At 42.6% G+C, this 14,261-nt stretch carries 26 protein-coding genes; all 26 read right to left on the bottom strand.

The window, feature by feature from the left end; translation table 11 throughout:
- Nucleotides 1–25 precede the first annotated feature (25 nt).
- Nucleotides 26–631, bottom strand: a complete 606-nt coding sequence (gene rpsD, locus ACDQ55_RS07160; protein ID WP_420980610.1) for a 30S ribosomal protein S4 — start codon at nucleotides 629–631, stop codon at nucleotides 26–28.
- Between the two features lie 157 nt (nucleotides 632–788).
- On the bottom strand, nucleotides 789–1,190 hold the full coding sequence (gene rpsK / locus ACDQ55_RS07155) for a 30S ribosomal protein S11 (RefSeq protein WP_168741537.1): 402 nt from the start codon (nucleotides 1,188–1,190) through the stop codon (nucleotides 789–791).
- A 108-nt stretch (nucleotides 1,191–1,298) separates the two neighbouring features.
- Nucleotides 1,299–1,679 (bottom strand): 30S ribosomal protein S13, encoded by a 381-nt coding sequence (gene rpsM, locus ACDQ55_RS07150; protein ID WP_326994765.1) that lies wholly within the window; start codon nucleotides 1,677–1,679, stop codon nucleotides 1,299–1,301.
- Between the two features lie 57 nt (nucleotides 1,680–1,736).
- A complete protein-coding gene (gene rpmJ / locus ACDQ55_RS07145; protein ID WP_073083232.1) occupies nucleotides 1,737–1,853 on the bottom strand; it encodes a 50S ribosomal protein L36 in 117 nt (38 codons plus the stop codon).
- Nucleotides 1,854–1,924: 71 nt separating this feature from the next.
- Entirely contained in the window at nucleotides 1,925–2,143 is a 219-nt protein-coding gene (infA, locus tag ACDQ55_RS07140; protein ID WP_012789309.1) for a translation initiation factor IF-1, read from the bottom strand.
- Nucleotides 2,144–2,291: 148 nt separating this feature from the next.
- Nucleotides 2,292–3,092, bottom strand: coding sequence for a type I methionyl aminopeptidase (gene map / locus ACDQ55_RS07135; RefSeq protein WP_420980608.1), 801 nt, complete (start codon nucleotides 3,090–3,092; stop codon nucleotides 2,292–2,294).
- 239 nt (nucleotides 3,093–3,331) lie between these two features.
- The gene (secY, locus tag ACDQ55_RS07130) at nucleotides 3,332–4,675 is read right to left on the bottom strand and encodes a preprotein translocase subunit SecY (RefSeq protein WP_420980607.1); all 1,344 of its coding nucleotides are present in this window, start codon (nucleotides 4,673–4,675) and stop codon (nucleotides 3,332–3,334) included.
- 78 nt (nucleotides 4,676–4,753) lie between these two features.
- A complete protein-coding gene (rplO, locus tag ACDQ55_RS07125) occupies nucleotides 4,754–5,200 on the bottom strand; it encodes a 50S ribosomal protein L15 (RefSeq protein WP_420980606.1) in 447 nt (148 codons plus the stop codon).
- A gap of 124 nt (nucleotides 5,201–5,324) precedes the next feature.
- On the bottom strand, nucleotides 5,325–5,510 hold the full coding sequence (rpmD, locus tag ACDQ55_RS07120) for a 50S ribosomal protein L30 (protein ID WP_079470757.1): 186 nt from the start codon (nucleotides 5,508–5,510) through the stop codon (nucleotides 5,325–5,327).
- Between the two features lie 95 nt (nucleotides 5,511–5,605).
- The gene (gene rpsE, locus ACDQ55_RS07115) at nucleotides 5,606–6,124 is read right to left on the bottom strand and encodes a 30S ribosomal protein S5 (protein WP_420980605.1); all 519 of its coding nucleotides are present in this window, start codon (nucleotides 6,122–6,124) and stop codon (nucleotides 5,606–5,608) included.
- Between the two features lie 52 nt (nucleotides 6,125–6,176).
- Nucleotides 6,177–6,530: a 50S ribosomal protein L18 gene (gene rplR / locus ACDQ55_RS07110; protein WP_420980603.1), complete on the bottom strand. Its 354-nt coding sequence runs from the start codon at nucleotides 6,528–6,530 to the stop codon at nucleotides 6,177–6,179.
- Nucleotides 6,531–6,622: 92 nt separating this feature from the next.
- Nucleotides 6,623–7,177 carry a 50S ribosomal protein L6 gene (gene rplF / locus ACDQ55_RS07105; protein WP_420980601.1) on the bottom strand — a complete coding sequence of 185 codons (555 nt, stop codon included), beginning with the start codon at nucleotides 7,175–7,177 and terminating at the stop codon, nucleotides 6,623–6,625.
- 126 nt (nucleotides 7,178–7,303) lie between these two features.
- The gene (gene rpsH, locus ACDQ55_RS07100; RefSeq protein ID WP_420980599.1) at nucleotides 7,304–7,702 is read right to left on the bottom strand and encodes a 30S ribosomal protein S8; all 399 of its coding nucleotides are present in this window, start codon (nucleotides 7,700–7,702) and stop codon (nucleotides 7,304–7,306) included.
- A 138-nt stretch (nucleotides 7,703–7,840) separates the two neighbouring features.
- Nucleotides 7,841–8,110, bottom strand: coding sequence for a 30S ribosomal protein S14 (gene rpsN, locus ACDQ55_RS07095; RefSeq protein WP_142685981.1), 270 nt, complete (start codon nucleotides 8,108–8,110; stop codon nucleotides 7,841–7,843).
- 20 nt (nucleotides 8,111–8,130) lie between these two features.
- On the bottom strand, nucleotides 8,131–8,706 hold the full coding sequence (gene rplE, locus ACDQ55_RS07090; protein ID WP_420980597.1) for a 50S ribosomal protein L5: 576 nt from the start codon (nucleotides 8,704–8,706) through the stop codon (nucleotides 8,131–8,133).
- Nucleotides 8,706–9,044: a 50S ribosomal protein L24 gene (rplX, locus tag ACDQ55_RS07085; RefSeq protein ID WP_420980595.1), complete on the bottom strand. Its 339-nt coding sequence runs from the start codon at nucleotides 9,042–9,044 to the stop codon at nucleotides 8,706–8,708. The genes rplE and rplX overlap by 1 nt, the downstream gene beginning before the upstream one ends.
- A gap of 169 nt (nucleotides 9,045–9,213) precedes the next feature.
- Nucleotides 9,214–9,582, bottom strand: coding sequence for a 50S ribosomal protein L14 (gene rplN / locus ACDQ55_RS07080; RefSeq protein WP_420980593.1), 369 nt, complete (start codon nucleotides 9,580–9,582; stop codon nucleotides 9,214–9,216).
- A gap of 75 nt (nucleotides 9,583–9,657) precedes the next feature.
- Nucleotides 9,658–9,918 carry a 30S ribosomal protein S17 gene (rpsQ, locus tag ACDQ55_RS07075; protein WP_420980591.1) on the bottom strand — a complete coding sequence of 87 codons (261 nt, stop codon included), beginning with the start codon at nucleotides 9,916–9,918 and terminating at the stop codon, nucleotides 9,658–9,660.
- Between the two features lie 89 nt (nucleotides 9,919–10,007).
- The gene (gene rpmC / locus ACDQ55_RS07070) at nucleotides 10,008–10,208 is read right to left on the bottom strand and encodes a 50S ribosomal protein L29 (RefSeq protein WP_420980589.1); all 201 of its coding nucleotides are present in this window, start codon (nucleotides 10,206–10,208) and stop codon (nucleotides 10,008–10,010) included.
- Between the two features lie 70 nt (nucleotides 10,209–10,278).
- Entirely contained in the window at nucleotides 10,279–10,698 is a 420-nt protein-coding gene (gene rplP, locus ACDQ55_RS07065) for a 50S ribosomal protein L16 (protein WP_079470768.1), read from the bottom strand.
- Nucleotides 10,699–10,751: 53 nt separating this feature from the next.
- Nucleotides 10,752–11,531, bottom strand: coding sequence for a 30S ribosomal protein S3 (rpsC, locus tag ACDQ55_RS07060; RefSeq protein WP_420980587.1), 780 nt, complete (start codon nucleotides 11,529–11,531; stop codon nucleotides 10,752–10,754).
- Between the two features lie 63 nt (nucleotides 11,532–11,594).
- Nucleotides 11,595–11,942 carry a 50S ribosomal protein L22 gene (gene rplV, locus ACDQ55_RS07055; RefSeq protein WP_420980586.1) on the bottom strand — a complete coding sequence of 116 codons (348 nt, stop codon included), beginning with the start codon at nucleotides 11,940–11,942 and terminating at the stop codon, nucleotides 11,595–11,597.
- Nucleotides 11,943–11,999: 57 nt separating this feature from the next.
- Nucleotides 12,000–12,266 (bottom strand): 30S ribosomal protein S19, encoded by a 267-nt coding sequence (rpsS, locus tag ACDQ55_RS07050; RefSeq protein ID WP_420980584.1) that lies wholly within the window; start codon nucleotides 12,264–12,266, stop codon nucleotides 12,000–12,002.
- Nucleotides 12,267–12,334: 68 nt separating this feature from the next.
- Nucleotides 12,335–13,168, bottom strand: coding sequence for a 50S ribosomal protein L2 (rplB, locus tag ACDQ55_RS07045; protein WP_420980582.1), 834 nt, complete (start codon nucleotides 13,166–13,168; stop codon nucleotides 12,335–12,337).
- An 87-nt stretch (nucleotides 13,169–13,255) separates the two neighbouring features.
- Nucleotides 13,256–13,555: a 50S ribosomal protein L23 gene (gene rplW / locus ACDQ55_RS07040; protein ID WP_420980581.1), complete on the bottom strand. Its 300-nt coding sequence runs from the start codon at nucleotides 13,553–13,555 to the stop codon at nucleotides 13,256–13,258.
- 66 nt (nucleotides 13,556–13,621) lie between these two features.
- Nucleotides 13,622–14,260 carry a 50S ribosomal protein L4 gene (gene rplD, locus ACDQ55_RS07035; protein ID WP_420980580.1) on the bottom strand — a complete coding sequence of 213 codons (639 nt, stop codon included), beginning with the start codon at nucleotides 14,258–14,260 and terminating at the stop codon, nucleotides 13,622–13,624.
- Nucleotide 14,261 lies beyond the last annotated feature (1 nt).

The raw sequence follows: 14,261 nt of genomic DNA, 5'->3' as shown, positions 1-14,261 counted from the left end.
CAATTGGCCATGGACTAATTATTTATTACTTAGAGTACAATTCTACAATCAGTTGTTCCTTGATATTCTCAGGAACGCTCTCTCTCTCAGGATAAGCAATGAATACACCTTTCAATTCTTTCTCGTTCCAATCCAACCAGCTGAACTTAGGATTTTTTCCACGGATAACGCTGGTCAGCGCAGAATTGTTTGCGGTTTTGTTCTTGAGGCTGATTACATCTCCTGGTTTCAGTTGGAAAGAAGGAGTGTTTACCACGATACCGTTAACGGTGATGTGTTTGTGAGAAACCAGCTGACGGGCAGCAGGGCGGGAAGGAGCGATACCCAGACGGAAAACAGTGTTATCCAAACGGGCTTCCAACAGTTTAATCAATACCTCACCGGCAACACCTTTTCTACGGGTAGCTTCGTCGAACAGGTTACGGAACTGGCGTTCCAGCAAACCATAAGTGTATTTTGCCTTTTGTTTTTCTCTCAGCTGCAGCGCGTATTCACCTAATTGTTTACGTTTACGGTTTGCGCCGTGTTGACCCGGAGGGTTGCTGTTTTTACCTAAATACTTGCCATTGCCGAGAATGGGTTCACCAAAAATTCTGGAAATTTTGGTCTTTGGTCCTGTGTACCTTGCCATGATTTAAATATACTTTAGATTTTTTAGTTAATGATGCATGCTCTTCAAAAAATCTGAAAACCTGATCATGCACCCATTTATTAGAATAATAAACTACAAAGTCCAGATACCAAACTCCTGATGGAATCTGGTATCTGGAAGCTGTAAATATATATTACTATACTCTTCTCTTCTTGGGAGGACGGCAACCGTTGTGTGGTAAAGGAGTTACATCTTTAATCATGTTCACTTCGATACCAGAATTGGCGATCGCGCGGATAGCGCTTTCACGACCAGCTCCAGGGCCTTTTACAAAAACGTCTGCTCTTTTCAGACCTGAGTCCATAGCTACTTTAGCAGCATCTTGTGCAGCCAATTGAGCTGCGTACGGAGTGTTCTTTTTAGAACCTCTGAAGCCCATTTTACCAGCAGAAGACCAGGAGATAACCTGACCGTGCTTATTGGTGATGCTCACAATGATATTGTTAAAGCTAGCAGAGATATGCACATCTCCGTAGTTATCTACTTTTACTACTCTTTTTTTGCTAGCAGCAGTTTTTGTATTATTTGCTTTTGCCATAATGATTTAAATTCCAAATATGAAATTCCAGATCCCAAATTTACACGACTCACGGTCATTGAAACCCCTCTGATTCGGAATTGGGATTTCAACCTGGGATTTTATTTATTATTTCTTAGTTGCTTTTTTCTTACCAGCTACTGTCTTACGCTTACCTTTACGGGTACGGCTGTTGGTACGTGTGCGCTGACCTCTTACCGGCAAGCCTTTCCTGTGACGCAAACCGCGGTAGCAAGCGATATCCAGCAAGCGCTTGATATTCATTTGTACTTCAGAACGCAATTGACCCTCTACCTTAAACTCACCGTTGATAATGTTACGGATGGCGGCTTGTTCGTCATCATTCCAATCCCGCACCTTTTTATTTACATCAATTTCCGCCTTGTTCAGGATATATTGGGCGGTAGAACGGCCTATACCGAAGATATAGGTGAGGCCAATTTCTCCTCTTTTATTTTTAGGAAGATCTATACCGGCTATACGTGCCATATTTCTATTTTGATTTTATGATTCTGATTAAAAAATCAAATTCCGTTGGGGAATCGATTAACCCTGACGTTGTTTAAAACGAGGATTCTTTTTGTTGATTACCAACAAAACTCCTTTTCTACGAACTATTTTACAATCCGCACTTCTTTTTTTGATTGCAGCTCTTACCTTCATGGTGAATACTTTATAAAAGGTTATGATATTTATTTAATAAACTTTTCCAATCTCCTCTACGCAACCCCGTCTTACTTGTATCTGAAAATTATACGGCCCCTTGACAAATCATATGGGCTCATCTCTACGCCAACCTTATCTCCTGGCAGAATGCGTATATAGTGCATTCTCATTTTTCCAGAAATGGTGGCCAGGATCTCATGCCCATTTTCCAACTTTACACGGAACATAGCGTTCGACAAGGCTTCTAATATAATTCCATCCTGTTTAATGAGTGCCTGTTTTGCCATAAAAATTTTTAGGACTGCAAAGATAGCATTTATCTTTTGAAATAGAAAAATTTACCACGATTATTATTAATATTGCCGTTTTTCTTGATAAATCCTACCTGATTTCCCAATAAATTCCAACTATATTAGATAATTTAAAATATGCTGACTAGTAATTCGTGTTTAGTTCGGGATTGTTTTTCTCTTCTCTTTCTATATCCACATAGGTAGATAATATATCAGGTTTGCCCTTACCAACAGCTACCATTTGCTCATAATGCACAGAAGGACTACCGTCGCGGGTAACTACTGTCCAACCATCCTCTTTGTATTCTACGTCCTTAGAGCGAAGGTTTACCATTGGCTCAATGGCAATCACTAATCCTTCTTTCATCACCGGACCACTGCCCCGTTTGCCATAGTTAGGCACCTGTGGGTCTTCGTGCAGGTGACGGCCAAGCCCATGCCCTACCAATTCCCTTACTACGCCATAACCACGTTCCTTTTCTGTATATTCCTGAATGGCGTAAGAAATATCACCAATCCGGTTGCCTACTATTGCCTTTTCTATCCCTTTATAAAGGGCAGCTTTTGTAGTCGTCATCAGACGGAGTATGTTTTCCGGTACATTACCAATTGCAAAGGTATAGGCACTATCGGAATGAAAACCGTTCATATACACGCCAGTATCCACGGTGATGATATCTCCGTCTTTCAGGACGTATTTGGTAGGAATACCATGCACCACTTCGTCGTTCACAGAAATACAGCATGCATTCGGGAAACCCTTATAATTTTTAAAAGAAGGCGTACCCCCGTTATCTACAATAAACTTATCCGCTATCGCATCAACATCAAGGGTGCTCATACCAGGTTTAAGAAACCGGGCTACTTCTGCCAGCGCCGCACTCAGGAGCAGGGCGCTTTTACGCATCAACTCTATTTCTTCCTTCGTCTTATAATGAATCATACGATCAACTTTTAGCTGTTAGCGGCTAGCTGATATAGTATATCAACCGGCAGGAAACAGCTTTTCACATTAGGATATGGGCTGATCTGCCATTTGCAGGATCAACCAAATTTTAAGCAGCTTTTAGCCTTACCTCCGTTAGCTGTAAAGCTGAGCGCTATCAAAATAATATAGCCACTAAAGCGTAAAAGCTTCTGTGGCTATTTTATTGTTTTCGTAACACTTTCGTGTTCAATTACTTACGCGTTAGCCGGGGCTGTTCTGCCTTTGATACGGCCGGTGCTCATCAAACCATCGTAATGGCGCATCAGCAGCTGGCTTTCAATCTGTTGCAGTGTGTCCAGGATAACTCCCACCATAATTAACAGTGATGTACCGCCAAAGAATGTGGCAAAATTACTGTTAATTTTAAAGGCAGCAGCTACACCAGGCAATATACCCACCATTGCCAGGAAGAATGCACCTGGCAGTGTAATACGGTCCATTACTGCACCGATATAATCGGCGGTAGCTTTACCTGGCTTAATACCTGGAACGAAGCCGTTATTACGTTTCATTTCATCCGCCATTTGAGTGGGGTTGAAGATCAACGCCGTATAGAAATAAGTGAATACAATAACAAGTACAGCGTAGATCACATTATACCAACCATTAGTATGGTCGCTAAAGATACGAACAAAGCCGGAAGCACTTTCAGAAGAAGTAGCAAAGCCTATCGCAGTAGCTGGTATGAACATGATAGCCTGGGCAAAGATGATGGGCATTACACCGGCTGCATTCACTTTCAGTGGAATGAACTGGCGAACACCACCATATTGTTTGTTACCCACAATACGTTTTGCATAATTCACCGGTATTTTCCTGGTACCTTGTACTAACAGGATCAGGCCTACCGTGATTAAAATAAAGATAGCAATTTCAATGAGGAACAGGATCGGTCCACCCGCTTCACCTGCAACCTTACTGGAAAACTCTGCGACAACCGCTTGTGGCAAACGGGCAAGGATACCCATCATGATGATGATGGAGGTACCATTACCGATTCCTTTGTCTGTGATTTTTTCACCGAGCCACATTACAAACAGGGTACCTGCAGTAAGCACAACGGTAGTAGAGAGCCAGAAGAAAAAGGAGCCATACTCGGGAATAATAGCGCCACCGGATTGATTACGCAGATAAGCCACGTAAGCGCTCGCCTGGAAACCTGTTACTATTACTGTGAGATAACGAGTATACTGGTTAATTTTCTTGCGGCCGCTTTCGCCTTCTTTCTGCAGCTTCTGGAAATAAGGCACTGCTATAGTCAGTAACTGAATAGCAATGGAAGCAGAGATGTAAGGCATAATACCTAACGCAAATATGGACGCTCTTGAAAACGATCCACCGGCAAACATGTTCACCAGTCCCAGGATACCCTGATTAGAATTTTTCTCAAAATTAGTGAGCGCGTTTGCGTCTATGCCAGGCAAAGCGATATAGGATCCTACGCGGTAGATGAGGACCAGGAGCAGGGTGGTCAGGATGCGGTTACGCAGATCCTCAATGCTCCAGATATTCTTAATCGTTTCGATAAATTTCTTCACAGGAAGATAAAGGTTTAATAGCGCTATTAAATATGAAAAGACGCACTACTCCGTAGGCGTCTCCTCAGTCGTAAAGTCTTATACCAGTTCTACTGATCCACCTGCTGTTTCGATGGCCTGCTTAGCTTTTTCGCTGATAGCGTTTACTTTAACAGTTACTTTGGCTTTCAGTTCTCCATTAGCGAGAATTTTAACCTTAGCAGTTCTGTTAATCAGACCGTTCATGTACAGGTTTTCCAGATTGAACTCCTGGAGGCCATATTTTTCAACTAAATGATCCAGCTGGCCCAGGTTAAAGATAGTGTATTCTTCACGGTTATTGTTTTTGAAACCGCGTTTAGGCATACGACGCTGGATAGGCATCTGACCTCCTTCGAAGCCTTTCTTGCTAGCATAACCGGCGCGTTGCTGAATACCTTTGTTACCTTTGGTAGAGGTACCACCTTTACCGGAAGCCTCACCACGTCCGAGACGTTTTTCTTTATGTACAGCGCCTTGTGCAGGCTGTAATGAATGCAAATTCATGATTGTAATTGTTTTTACTTGCGCGGAAATTAACCGCTCGCTTTTATACTAAAATAAAAATGGTAAAGTTACAAATGTAAAGGTAAGATTATCAAAAGACAATCCCACAGCAGTGTTACTTTAATTAAGCGTTAACTGTTTCTACCGTTACAAGGTGATTAACTTTGCGCACCATACCCAGGATCTGAGGAGTTGCTTCTACTTCAACAGTAGCGTGCATCTTGGTCAGTCCCAGTGCCTTCAGGGTCAGTTTCTGCCTTTCAGGACGGTCTATACCACTTTTTACTTGAGTGATCTTGATCTTTGCCATAAATCCCTATCCGCCTAAGACGGAGTAATTTAATTGTTAATGAATTATTTACAAAATTTCCAGGTAATGATCAGCGCCGGAGGCGACTAGAATAATTAACCGTTGAAAACTTTTTTCAGGGAAACACCTCTGGTTTTAGCGATACTAACTGGTTCGCGTAACAGGCCTAATGCCTTGAAGGTAGCTTTTACCACGTTATGTGGGTTAGCAGAACCTAAAGATTTAGCCAGAACGTCTGTAACGCCAGCGCTTTCCAGTACTGCACGCATAGAACCACCGGCGATCACACCCGTACCATGAGCAGCAGGTTTGATCAACACTTTGGCAGCGCCTTCTTTAGCAAACTGATCATGAGGAATGGTACCGTGCATAACAGGAACCTTGATCAGGTTCTTCTTAGCATCATCTATACCTTTGGTGATAGCTTGCTGTACTTCTTTCGCTTTACCCAGACCGTGACCTACCACGCCGTTTTCGTTACCTACTACTACCAGTGCGGAGAAACTAAAAGTACGACCGCCTTTAGTAGTTTTAGTAACACGGTTGATCGCCACTACTTTTTCTTTCAGCTCCAGATCACCAGCCTTTACTTTATTGAATGAATTCTTTGCCATTTTATTTTATAAGAATTACTTGTTCAGAATTTATAAGATTCGGACTTCGTGATTAGAACTGAAGACCGCCTTCTCTTGCTCCGTCAGCTACGCTTTTCACGCGGCCATGATATAAATAACCACTTCTGTCAAAAATAACTTTGGTTAGACCCAGCGCCACTGCTTTAGCAGCTACCGCTTTACCTACCATTACAGATTTTTCAGATTTTGTACCTTGCTGGGCTTTGATATCCTTATCACGGGAAGAAGCTGAAGCCAGGGTAGTGCCATTGGTATCGTCGATCAACTGCACATAGATATCGCTATTGCTACGAAATACAGATAATCTTGGCTGCTGTGCAGTACCGGAGATCTTCTTACGGATGCGATAGCGGATTTTCTGTCTCCTGTTAACTTTTGTGCTCATTTTGAGTTTTTATTTTATTACCCCGATGCTGCCGGGATATGTTAAAATCAGCTAACCAGCTACTTAAATAGCTGATTAGCCAATTAAAAATTTTATTTACCAGCTGATTTACCAGCTTTCTTACGTACCACTTCATCGCTGTAGCGAACACCTTTACCTTTGTAAGGCTCTGGTTTACGCAGGCTACGGATCTTAGCAGCTACCTGACCCAGTAATTGGTTATCGATGCCTTCCAGCATGATTTTAGGGTTCTGACCTTTTTCGGTCAGGGTAGATACTTTCAGTTCTTTAGGAACTTCGAAAACGATATTGTGAGAATAACCTAATGCGAGGTCCAGTAACTGACCAGTGTTAGCGGCTTTATAACCCACACCCACGAGTTCCAGTTGTTTTTTGAAGCCTTCAGTTACACCCAGTACCATGTTAGACAACAAAGCGCGGTATAAACCGTGGAGTGCTTTGTGGCGGATCTGGTCTGTTGGGCGGATTACGGTTAATACGCCGTCCTTAACTTCTATCTTGATATCCCTGTCGAGCAATTGTTTCAGCTCACCTTTAGGACCCTTTACGGTTACTTCATTGGCAGGAGATACAGTTACAGTAACGCCGCTGGCCAATTTGATAGGACTTTTACCTATACGTGACATAACTTTAATTTAAAGTTGTTTGGGAAGATTGATAACCGGTTATCCGTGTTCAGCGCCGTATAGAAAGCTTAATTGTCAGATAACCCGAGTGATCAACCGGCTGACAACAACCTGTTGATCAATATATTAATAGATGTAGCAAACTACTTCGCCACCTACGTTCTGTGCTTTTGCTTCCTTATCGGTCATTACACCTTTGGAAGTAGAGATGATAGCCACGCCTAAGCCATTTTTCACACGTTTGAACTCATCTGGTTTTGCGTACTGACGCAGACCTGGACGGCTAATACGTTGCAATTCTTTGATAGCGGGTTCTTTAGATACAGGATCGTATTTCAAAGCGATCTTGATAACGCCCTGTTTATTATCTTCTTCAAATTTGTACTTCAGGATATAACCTTTATCGTACAGAATTTCTGTAATACGTTTTTTCAGCTTGGAAGCCGGAATTTCCACAATCCTGTGGGTGGCCATTTGCGCGTTCCGGATGCGTGTCAGGAAGTCTGCTATTGGATCAGTAACCATTGTTGAAATAGTTTGATAGATGTTTACAATGCGATATCCAATCGTAAAAAGATGGGAATCAAATAACTAATATTCTGGGAACCAGAAAAAGAGATTTCGGTATAATTACCGGAATCCCATGATTCGTGTCCCTGTAAATTACCAGCTGGCTTTTCTAACACCAGGGATTTTACCAGCGAGCGCCAGGTCGCGGAACATGTTCCTGCAGAGACCGAAATGACGCATGTAGCCTTTAGGACGACCGGTCAGCTGGCATCTGTTTTTCAGACGAACAGGAGAAGCGTTTTTTGGAAGTTGATCCAGTGCAGCGTAGTCACCGGCAGCTTTCAGGGCAGCGCGTTTTTCTGCGAACTTAGCTACCATAGCTTCTCTTTTTCTTTGTCTGGCTTTTACGGATTCTTTTGCCATAATTATATTATCGTTTCGATTTACTGATTATCTTTTTTCATGTTCCTGAACGGCATGCCCATTTCCTTCAGCAGCTCGTAAGCTTCTTCGTTGGTAGTGGCAGTGGTCACGAAAGTGATATCCATACCGGACATTTTAGTCACTTTATCGATATCGATTTCAGGGAAGATGATCTGTTCGGTGATACCCATAGTGTAGTTACCACGACCATCAAATGCCTTTTCGTTAACACCTTTGAAGTCACGTACACGTGGCAGGGAAACAGCGATCAGACGATCCAGGAAGTCATACATATTAGTGCTGCGCAGTGTTACACGTGCACCAATTGGCATGTTCTTTCTGAGTTTGAAGTTGGAGATATCCTTTTTAGACAAGGTAGCGATAGCTTTCTGACCGGAGATACGGGTCATTTCGTCTACTGCGATGTCTACCAGTTTCTTATCACCTACTGCACCATTGATACCCTGGTTCAGGCAAATTTTCACCAGACGAGGCACCTGCATTACACTTTTGTAGTTGAATTTCTTCATCAGTGCAGCTTTCACCTCATCATGGTATTTCTTCTGCAGTCTCGGAGTGTATTTTGTGTTTGACATTATTTAATTACCTCCCCTGATTTTTTAGCGATACGAATTAATTTACCATTTTCTCTCTGCCTGTTTACTCTGGTTGGTTTACCAGTTTTAGCATCCCACAGCATCACATTAGAGATAGCGATAGGAGCTTCTTGCTTAACAATACCACCTTTGGTATTCTGAGCTGTAGGCTTGGTGTGTTTGGTAACAATGTTAACGCCTTCTACAAGAATGCGGGCTTTGTCGGGCTGAACTTCCAACACTTTGCGTGGTTTGGTCCTGTCCTTGTCATCACCGGCAATTACCGCAACCAGGTCGCCTTTCTTAATGTTGAATTTAGGCTTAAATCTAGTTTTCATTACTTTGATTTATTTATAAACGCCAAGCGAAACAATTGTTTCGCTTGATTAATGTTTTTCTCGTTTTGCAAACGGGCTGCAAAGATAAGAAATATTTTATGATTTCGGGATTTTGGTAATTTTTGACAGAAATCTACCAAAACACCAAAATCCCGATATCGATAATATTTTATAATACCTCAGGAGCGAGGGAGATAATTTTCATATATCCCTTGTCTCTCAGCTCACGGGCAACCGGACCGAAAATACGGGTACCACGAGGGTCGTCTGAGTTATTCAGCAGTACAACCGCGTTATCATCGAAACGGATATAAGAACCGTCTTTACGACGTAATTTGTTCTTTGTTCTTACGATTACAGCTTTAGTAACCATACCTTTCTTTACACCACCGCCAGGGATTGCATCCTTCACGGTTACTACAATCTTATCGCCTACTTTAGCGTAGTCCTGACCGGAGTTACCTAATACGCGGATGCAAAGCACTTCTTTAGCACCGCTATTATCAGCTACGCTCAGTCTTGATTCTTGTTGTATCATCGAAATGAGATTTGATATTGTTTAGTCAGCGGCTGGTACCGGGATTGCCGACAGCAGCTTGAAACAAATGATAAATTATTTTACTTTTTCGATTACTTCTACCAGTCTCCAGCATTTATTTTTGCTCAGAGGGCGGGTTTCCGCGATTTTCACGGTATCGCCGATGCTGCACTCGTTTTTATCGTCGTGCGCCATAAACTTGGTAGTTTTTTTCACGAATTTACCATAGATCGGGTGCTTTACTTTACGCTCCACCTCAACGGTAATGGTTTTATCCATTTTGTTGCTGGACACCACACCAATCCTGGTTTTTCTTAATTTTCTTTCGGTCGTCATTGTTGAAAGTATTTAACCCTCCGTGAGGAGGTAATAATTTTGTTATACTATTGCTATTCAGCAGCCCCGGTAAAACCGGGACTGAAGATTTAGAAGCCCAGCTGTCTTCTACGCATTTCGGTATTCATCCTGGCGATATCGCGTCTTACGGCGCGGATGCTCATTGGATTTTCGATTGGCGTAATTGCATGACCGAAGGTCATTTTTTTCAAGCGGAGTTTCTCAGCAGAGATTTTCTCTTTAAGGTCTTGTTCGCTCAGTCCTTTCAGATCCAGCTTTTCTTTTGCCATTGTATTGAATTTGATTCGGTTTGCTACTGGGGTAGCGGACCGGATTTATAGATTAGTTGGATACCAGTAATTAAGCAACGTAGTCGCGGCTAGTTACAAATTTTACTTTGATGGGCAGTTTCTGAGCTGCGAGTTCCATTGCTTCTTTTGCTACCTGTAAGGAAACGCCATCAGCTTCAAATAAAATTCTACCGGGTTTTACTACTGCTGCCCAATGGTCTGGAGCACCTTTACCTTTACCCATCCTCACTTCCAAAGGCTTAGCAGTGATAGGTTTATCAGGGAAAATGCGGATCCATACGTTACCTTCACGTTTCATGTGCCTTGTCAGCGCCACACGAGCAGCTTCAATCTGCCTGTCGGTGATCCACTTAGGTTCTAATGCTTTAAGACCGAAAGTACCAAAGGAGAGGGTAGCGCCTCTTTTAGCGTTCCCTTTGATGCGGCCTTTGTGCATCTTCCTGTGTTTCGTTCTTTTTGGCTGTAACATCGTCTATGTTGTTAATGTTAATAGTAATTGTTAATGTTTGCTTTACCGCCAGCTTATCTGCGGCCGCCGCCACGGTTATCGCCGCCTCTTCTTTCTCCACCGCCACGGTTGTCTCTGCGTTCGCCGTGATGTTCTCTTCTATCTCCACCAGCGCGGTTATCGCCTTCTTTACCGGTTAATACGTTCGGATTCAGATCGCGTTTGCCCAGTACTTCTCCTTTACAGATCCATACTTTGATACCGATTTTACCGTAAACGGTTAAAGCGAACAGGGAAGCGTAGTCGATATCCATACGGAAAGTATGTAAAGGCACGCGACCTTGTTTCATTTCTTCGGAACGGGCAATTTCAGCACCACCCAAACGGCCGCTAATCTTCACCTTGATACCTTCAGCACCCATTCTCAGTGCTGTAGCGATAGCCATTTTGATCGCGCGTTTATAGTTGATACGGCTTTCAATTTGTTTCGCAATAGTTTCAGCAACGATATTGGCATCCATTTCAGGGCGACGGATTTCGAGGATGTTGATCTGTACATCTTCCTTACCAGTCAGCTTCTTCAGTTCTTCCTTGATGCGATCAACTTCGTTACCGCCTTTACCGATAATGATACCAGGCTTAGAAGTATGAACAGTGATGATTAACTTACCTAAAGTTCTTTCGATCACAACTCTTGAAATACCACCTTTGTTGATACGGGCATTCAGATAAGTTCTGATCTTATTATCTTCGATCAGTTTGGTAGCAAAATCTTTCTTGCTGCCATACCAATTAGAGTCCCATCCTCTGATGATACCTAACCTGTTACCAATAGGATTTGTTTTCTGACCCATGTTCTGGTTATTTGTCTATTAGTTTAATAGTTTTGTTTCTGTTTCGTTTCCGGTATGCACGGATTATTGTGCCTTACTGTCCACTACAATCGTTACGTGGTTACTTCTCTTGCGGATACGGTAACCCCTTCCTTGTGGAGCTGGGCGCATTCTTTTCAGGGTACGGCCGCCATCCACAAAAACGGTTTTTACGATCAGGTTAGCATCTTCTACCCTGGCACCTTCGTTCTTCACTTTCCAGTTTGCGATAGCGGATACCAGCAGTTTTTCTAAAGGTACGCTAGGGTGCTTAGGATGGAATTTCAAAATATTCAAAGCCTTTTCTACATCCAGACCACGGATTAAGTCTGCCAGCAAACGCATTTTGCGGGGAGATGTAGGATTATTATTCAGCTTAGCTACTGCTTCCATTGTTATTAATTTCTTTTATTATTAGGTGTCTGATACCTTTCGGCATCAGACTATAATTTACATTTTCTTGTTAACGTGTCCTCTGAAGTTACGTGTAGGAGCAAATTCGCCCAGTTTATGGCCTACCATAAATTCCGTTACATAAACAGGAATAAATTTATTGCCATTGTGAACTGCGAAAGTGTGACCAACGAAATCAGGCGTGATAGTAGAACGGCGAGACCAGGTCTTGATAACAGTACGCTTGGTGCCGGCATTCATTTTTTCAACTTTAGTTTCTAATTTCAGGTCTACGTAAGGACCTTTTTTTATGGAACGAGCCATGTCTTACTGATTTATGATTTTTCGAAACCGGGGCCCGGTATTGCTAGCGGAGCCCGGATTCAGAAATATTATAATTTTTTACCGTTTTTTCTGCTAATGATCAGCTTATCAGAACTCTTATGCGGCTTTCTGGTTTTCAGACCTTTTGCATATTTACCAGTTCTGGATCTAGGATGGCCTCCGGAAGATTTACCTTCACCACCACCCATCGGGTGATCTACAGGGTTCATAGCCACACCACGGTTGCGGGGGCGGATACCTCTCCAACGGTTAGCACCTGCTTTACCGATAGATTGCAGGGCGTGGTCGGAGTTAGAAACAGTACCTACAGTAGCTTTACAAGTATTTAATACTTTACGGAGCTCGCCAGAAGGCATTTTCAGTACAGCATATTTTTCTTCCTTGTTGGACAGCTGAGCATAAGCGCCGGCGCTTCTTGCGATAGCACCACCTTTACCAGGCTGCAGTTCGATATTGTGAACAACAGTACCCAGTGGCATATTTTTCAGCGGTAAAGCGTTACCTACTTCAGGTGCTACATTGGTACCACTGATAACAATGCCACCTACTTGTAAACCCTGAGGAGCGATGATGTAACGTTTTTCACCATCAGCGTAGCTTACCAGTGCAATAAATGCGCTACGGTTAGGATCGTATTCGATTGTTTTAACGGTAGCAGGAATATTTTCCTTTTCGCGTTTAAAGTCGATTACACGATATTGTTTTTTATGACCACCGCCGATATAGCGCATGGACATTCTACCTTGTGCGTTTCTACCTCCGGATCTCTTTGCAGGTTCCAGCAGGCTTTTTTCAGGGATATCCGTGGTCAGCTCAGCATATGCGTTGCCTATTTTCCAGCGGGTACCGGCCGTCATTGGTTTGAACTTCTTCAGTGCCATTACTTCCTAAAAAGTTAAATGTTATTATTAAATATTAAGTGATCTGCATATACATCCACATCCCGGCTGTTGAAGGCCGGAAAGGCACTACATGTTAGCATACAGATCTATAGTTTCCCCTTCTGCAATGGTAATGATCGCCTTTTTGTAAGACGGTTTTTTACCTGCAATGAAACCGGCTTTAGTAAAGCGGAATTTAGCTTTACCTGGCATTACGGCAGTATTTACATCTGCTACGGTTACGCCGTAAAATTCTTCCACTGCTTTCTTGATCTCCAGCTTGTTGGCTTTCTTGTCAACAATGAAGTAGTAGCGGTTGAATTTATCGGTAGCTTTATTCACCTTTTCGGAAACCACCGGTTTGATTAAAACGTCTGAAAGTTTCATCTTTATAGCTTTTAGCTGTTAGCTGTTAGCTGTTAGCTTTGTTTTATTGAATTGGTTTTTAACATCTTAAGCTTCTGCAGGCTCTTCAGTGAAGATTTTAGCAGCGCTCTCTGTAAACACGATGTAGTTGCTGTTCATGATATCATAAGTATTGATATCGCTCAGTACTGCGCCGTCTACAGTAGGGATGTTTCTCAAAGACAGATAAACGTTATCGTTGTATTCAGGCGTGATGAACATAGTCTTTCTGCCTTCAACGTTAATGTTCAGGTTCTTCAGGATGCCAACGAATTGTTTTGTTTTAGGTGATTCGAGCTGCAGATCTTCAACGATGATGATGTTGTTTTCTTTAGCTTTTACTGACAGGGCGGAGATCTTAGCGAGATCTTTCACTTTTCTGTTCAGTTTGATACCCCAACCGTGAGGTTTTGGTCCGAAGATGGTACCACCACCTTTATAGAGCGGGTTACGGATGTTACCTTTACGGGCACCACCAGTACCTTTTTGTTTGTGCAGTTTACGGGAAGCACCTTGCACTTCAGCTCTGGTTTTTACCTTATGGGTACCCTGACGCTGAGCAGCGAGGTATTGCTTAACCGCCAGGTAAATTACGTGGTTGTTAGGTTCAACACCAAAGATCTCCTCAGGAAGTTCGATGGATCTTCCGGTTTTCTTACCTTCTATATTTAAAATATCTACTTGCATG

It is taken from the genome of Chitinophaga sp. 30R24 (genome assembly GCF_049056765.1).
Taxonomy (GTDB): Bacteria; Bacteroidota; Bacteroidia; order Chitinophagales; family Chitinophagaceae; genus Chitinophaga.
Note: the sequence above shows the minus strand (reverse complement) of the source record. Positions and strands in the feature narration are given on the sequence as shown.